Origin of the sequence: Acetobacterium sp. (genome assembly GCF_041752335.1) — a bacterium.
GTDB lineage: Bacteria > Bacillota > Clostridia > Eubacteriales > Eubacteriaceae > Acetobacterium.
The window spans coordinates 1-5,068 of record NZ_JBGSHG010000060.1 but is presented as its reverse complement, the minus strand read 5'-3'; the positions used below and the strand labels follow the sequence as shown (position 1 = coordinate 5,068).

The 5,068-nt window shown below is 36.6% G+C and carries 5 protein-coding genes; all 5 read right to left on the bottom strand.

All coding sequences use genetic code 11. The annotated features are described in order from the left end of the window. Nucleotides 1-109: 109 nt before the first annotated feature. The 5 genes from ACEW8F_RS07805 to ACEW8F_RS07785 all read right to left on the bottom strand — a co-directional run bounded on the left by ACEW8F_RS07805 (nucleotide 110) and on the right by ACEW8F_RS07785 (nucleotide 4,769). Nucleotides 110-382 (bottom strand): DUF6326 family protein, encoded by a 273-nt coding sequence (locus ACEW8F_RS07805; protein WP_373482911.1) that lies wholly within the window; start codon nucleotides 380-382, stop codon nucleotides 110-112. Nucleotides 383-483: 101 nt separating this feature from the next. Beyond that, nucleotides 484-726 carry a helix-turn-helix transcriptional regulator gene (locus tag ACEW8F_RS07800; RefSeq protein WP_373482910.1) on the bottom strand — a complete coding sequence of 81 codons (243 nt, stop codon included), beginning with the start codon at nucleotides 724-726 and terminating at the stop codon, nucleotides 484-486. Continuing rightward, on the bottom strand, nucleotides 719-1,234 hold the full coding sequence (locus ACEW8F_RS07795) for a hypothetical protein (protein WP_373482909.1): 516 nt from the start codon (nucleotides 1,232-1,234) through the stop codon (nucleotides 719-721). The genes ACEW8F_RS07800 and ACEW8F_RS07795 overlap by 8 nt, the downstream gene beginning before the upstream one ends. A gap of 534 nt (nucleotides 1,235-1,768) precedes the next feature. Beyond that, nucleotides 1,769-3,643 carry an ammonium transporter gene (amt, locus tag ACEW8F_RS07790; RefSeq protein ID WP_373482908.1) on the bottom strand — a complete coding sequence of 625 codons (1,875 nt, stop codon included), beginning with the start codon at nucleotides 3,641-3,643 and terminating at the stop codon, nucleotides 1,769-1,771. A 694-nt stretch (nucleotides 3,644-4,337) separates the two neighbouring features. Continuing rightward, nucleotides 4,338-4,769, bottom strand: a complete 432-nt coding sequence (locus tag ACEW8F_RS07785) for a DUF3795 domain-containing protein (RefSeq protein WP_373482907.1) — start codon at nucleotides 4,767-4,769, stop codon at nucleotides 4,338-4,340. Nucleotides 4,770-5,068 lie beyond the last annotated feature (299 nt).

The following is a 5,068-nucleotide window of genomic DNA, read 5'->3' as shown; positions in this document are numbered from 1 at the left end:
TTATTCTGCTCGATCAGTTCCTTCAGAATTTACCGGCAATGATAAAAAGCAGTCTCAAACCCTGCGCCTGAATGGATATTTTTCAGGGAAAGTCCTTTGCATCAACGTTTTAGGGTGTTTTTAATGTGCGAAGTTTGAGTTTATAACTTAAAACACGCGATAAATATATCATTATAATAGGAACTTGAACCAATACCGCCATAACCAATAGCAACTCTTGTGTAATTTTTACATCTGTTGTACCCATAACCATATCACTCAATGCTTCCGGCAATACAAAGGTAAGAATATCTGCAAAGGCCATAGAAAACATTACAACTATCCATAGTACAGATAATCTTTCTTCAGTACATAAATGTTTTTTCTTTTCCTTAAAACTCATCTTTTTTCCTCTTATTATTCTTATATTATTGGTCATTAGATTATTCTTCGTCGCTCCTAACTATAAAGAGTTCTTTAATTCTTCATTTAGCAAATTGTCATTTAAACATCTTCCCTTTTGCCTCTATCTTCAATAATTTCATACGAGAAAATATCTTCTATCTTAATTTTGAATACATCAGAAATGCGGAATGCAAGCTCTAGCGATGGTGAATACTTACAATTTTCAATTGCCACAATTGTCTGCCTTGATACACCGGTTTTTTTAGCGAGCTCCTGTTGTGTCATCTCATCATTGTAAAAGCGTTGTTTTCTAATATTATTAGAAATCATGAATTTAGACATACTTGACCCCTTTCCTGTAAAAATACAACTGTGAAAATCCCTCAAAAAGCGATCCCAGACTAAACGAGATGAAAATGACGTTAAGCATAATTGCTGGCGGCATTTTTATATATAATGATAACAGTGCAATAATGAATCCTATGCCAACCATAACAAATGAATTTCTCATTGCCTTCAGTGCAATCAGCTTATCCATTTCATCTTCAAAATTTGTAATTTCAAGCTCTTCATAAATTTCATTCTTTCCTTCATTGCTTACTTTTTTTGCCACCTCTTTTGCCACCTCATTTGCAACAGCAAGAATAATGTGAAAGATAATCTGAATAAGTATTACCACAACAATGCCACCGCCGATAGCAATCAACATTGCTGTCGCCCAGAACTCCAAATTATTTAGCAGCTCCTCTCCAATTTCCAGATACTTTGAAATCCCATAAAAACTGTATGCCGCTAATACTAATGCACCTGCAGTGATTGAAGCAATTATTTTCTTCTCTTGATAATTCATTTTCTTACTCCACTTCTGTTTTTTTAGTTTTATTTAGACACATAGTACAACATTTTTTTCTCCGTGTCAATAATATTTTACATCATGTATTAATATTTATACTCATTGGCGAATTTTTCTTTTGAATGCTATTTCTCTTGATCATAAAGCGAATGCTCATATTTCATATAAATCGATTTTTTAATCCAAACTCAAATTTACTCCGTTGCACCAGTTTTTTCATGATATGACATTCTTTGTTTATCTGTCTGTCTGAAAGGATACAATTAGGAACAAGAAAGTCAGTATTAATCAAAAACATATAACTCAACCTGACAGAAGGTCTATCGATTTTCTGCTGAATCATTCGGATCTGATCTGAAAAAATGACCGGCCCGTCCGTATTTGTTATTGAGTAATTAAGTATATTCAATGGTAATCCGTTTGATTTTGATATCCAACGCTTCCTTTTTTTATCAGCAGATGAACCTTGTTCTCGATAACACAATAAACATCCAACTGCATTCCGTTCAGCTCAAGTCCTATACTGTCCCGTTACTTCGCAATTTTATTTCGCCCCTTTTTTTTCGCGAAATAAAGTAGTGAATCCGCCCGGTTAATCATTTTATTTAAATCTTCTCCTTCGTTTTCGACAACACCCCCACTAACCGTAATGGTGTAGCCCTTGCTAAAATCCCAGATCATCTTTTCAATCTTTTCCCTGATCATATTTGCAAAAATATATGCGGTCTCCACATCAGTTTTAGGCATAATGACAAGAAATTCTTCGCCCCCATACCGACCGAAATAGTCTGTTTTTCTGATCGTATTGCTGACATTCTTGACGATATCAACCAATACCTGATCACCAGCCAAATGTCCGAATTGATCATTGACTTTTTTGAAAAAATCAATATCGAACAATAATATTGACAATTTTTTCTCATAGTTGATCGCAATGCTGATTTCTTTTTCCAAGGCATCGGTTACATTTTTTCTGTTTAAAATTTGCGTCAAACCATCCGTCACTGCCATATGATGCAGCGACTGCAAAGCCTCTTCTGCCATTTCTTCTTTTTCTTTTAAATCATTGACCATACTATTGAAATAATCCGTCAATTCACCAATTTCAGTTCCGAATTCGACTTCAATTTTTTCTGCATTTTTAAAGTTTTTATGCTCTATGATATTTCGGACCGAATTCGAAAGTTCAAAAATACTGGTGCTTGCGCCATGCTCGGCAATATTGAGACCAATTTCTTCATGACCTGGCGATACCCGCATGGGATAAAATTTGTTAATAATCGTCATTAAAATAAATGATACGCCAAAGCTCCAGACAAATGCCGCAGTCACTCCCAGTATTTGAATCATAATCTGATTGGAGCGGGTCATCCCAAATTCAAGCAAATAACTTTCCTGAATAAAGATTCCAGTCGCAATTGTTCCCCATACACCGGCAAATCCGTGTACCGGTATTGCGCCAACAACATCATCCAGCTTGAGTTTTTCTAGCAGCAGGGTTCCGAAATAAACAATTAAACCAGAAACAATCCCGATAACCAGCGCCCCAATTTCACTCACATAATAACAGCCCGCCGTTATTCCCACCAATCCCCCCAGAATACCATTGATGATACTTTCCGGTTCGGGAAGTTTGTTTTTACTGAATTTCCAACTGACGAACAGACCGGTAAGCCCGCCAAAAGAAGCAGATATCAAAGTATTTGCAATGATATCGGCAATATTCGTAGTGGCCGCCAGGGTACTTCCGGCATTAAATCCGAACCAGGCAAAAAACAAAATGAAAACGCCAAAGTATGCAAAAACAAGATTGTGGCCTCTTATTTTGTTTGCTTTACCATCTTTTCCAAACCTGCCCAGTCTTGGGCCAATAATGATCACCCCAGAAAGACCAACCCAGGCACCAATTGAGTGAACAACCGTTGAGCCGGCAAAATCAAGAAATCCGAGCTGCTGAAGCCAGCCAGCATTATCTGCATAAAAGTAACCACCCCAGGCCCAATGACCAAAAATTGGATAAATAAATGCTGACGTAATAAAAGACATTAATAAATAGGTGCTAAATTTCGCTCTTTCGGCAACAGCTCCCGAATCAATGGTTGCCGCTGTTCCGGCAAACACGACTTGAAAAAGAAAAAATGCAGCCTTCCAATCATCTTGTTCAAAATTTACAAAAAAATCACTGATTCCCACAATACCATGAAATGATTCGCCAAACATCAGCCCAAAACCAATAAACCAAAAAGCCGCTACGGATAAAATAAAATCCGACATATTCTTAATCGCAACATTGATGGAGTTCTTTGCGCGTGTCAGTCCCGTTTCCAGGGCCATAAAACCTGGCTGCATCAAAAATACAATCATCGCCGATATAACAACCCATAAATAATCTGCAATATTCTTCATCTGCACTACTCCTCGCTAAATATCCGGTCTTTTCACTTACGCAAAACTACATGGATTGGTACCCACAAAAAAAGCCAACCCCACCGGGTTGACTTTCATTGTCTGATTTGAGTCTTTATCCTATTAACTAGTAATATTAGCAGAATAAAATATATTAGTCAATATCACTTCGTCGATTATCAGCTTGGCCTATTCAGTTTGATTGTAAATGCCTGGATGATTATGATTGCTGATCATTTTGTAACCACTATCAGCATGGATATCATGATTAAAGGAACTTGCTTAAAAAATCAGGAGGTCTAAAATGAAAAGAGTTTTAATTGTCTGCGGTGTATCAATCACTGCCCGGCTAACGACATAATTTTTGGTAAGCTGACAACTGAAAATAACCAGTATACATTAGAAACCCGAAACCGCCTATACGAGAAAGCAGTCTCCGGCCATCATGAAAAATTCGGGAATAATTTTAAAAAAAATATTTTAGAATGGCGTTAAAATAAGCTGAAATATTGGCTGAAGCATAGAAACAACCCGGAAGTATGAGATGCGGTTTATCTATAAGAAAGAACAAAGCACCCTGCGTTTTACTGCAGAATACCTTGTTCTTTCTTATGTCGTCACGGGATACCTTTATTATATTTTTCCAGACTAGCAAAGCATTTAATGAACGGTTCTCTGCAAAAGAACCTCTTAATCACTCCTCACTTCCACCCTCACCAATTGCAATTTTTTTGGTAAAATATGTATGCCTGATACCTGCCGCCTGGTCAACCCAATTGTCGATACCAATTTTTTTCATCTGGCAAAGGTTATACAATTTTATATTCTGCGGAAATTTTGCGGCTCCGTCTGCCAGAGGCATCAGATATTTACACGGAAAATCTGCACAATTGAAACAATAGTCAACACCCTTTTGCTGAACACAATCCAAGGTTTTGCAGTTTTTTCCCTGCATCTTTAAAAACAGACAGATATTCCCGTCGATACAGCCTTTACAGGTTATTTTTTCAGCCGGTATCTTCGTTGACTCTGACAGTCTTTTCTGAAATTCATCCGTCACATTATCCTCAAACATTTCACAGTTAAAGCAATCAATCCCACATGGTGCAACAATTTTTTCTTTCATAGTATATCCTCCAAATAATTATTTCAGCAATTCTGTTGAAATTGCTCTATATTATTTTAGATACTTCTTTTGAAAAAAGGTTACACAATCTCTGCTGCAATTTTTTTTATTTTATCCGATATTTCTTTTTTATCATATTTATGCTCGACGGTATATAGATCCTAGGTTCCCGAAAAGTGTAACGAGCTATTTCGTTAAAAACCCATTAAAACCAGTGGTTTGAGCCTATTTTGCATTTACTTTTACCTCGTTATATATTATAATGTATAACGAGGATGGTGATCGCTTTATGGGAATTA

What these genes read in the sequence shown, in the direction of transcription:
- ACEW8F_RS07805 (WP_373482911.1), bottom strand. Translation starts at nt 382, where the DNA reads ATGAGTTTTAAGGAAAAGAAAAAACATTTATGTACTGAAGAAAGATTA.
- ACEW8F_RS07800 (WP_373482910.1), bottom strand. Translation starts at nt 726, where the DNA reads ATGTCTAAATTCATGATTTCTAATAATATTAGAAAACAACGCTTTTAC.
- ACEW8F_RS07795 (WP_373482909.1), bottom strand. Translation starts at nt 1,234, where the DNA reads ATGAATTATCAAGAGAAGAAAATAATTGCTTCAATCACTGCAGGTGCA.
- amt (WP_373482908.1), bottom strand. Translation starts at nt 3,643, where the DNA reads ATGAAGAATATTGCAGATTATTTATGGGTTGTTATATCGGCGATGATT.
- ACEW8F_RS07785 (WP_373482907.1), bottom strand. Translation starts at nt 4,769, where the DNA reads ATGAAAGAAAAAATTGTTGCACCATGTGGGATTGATTGCTTTAACTGT.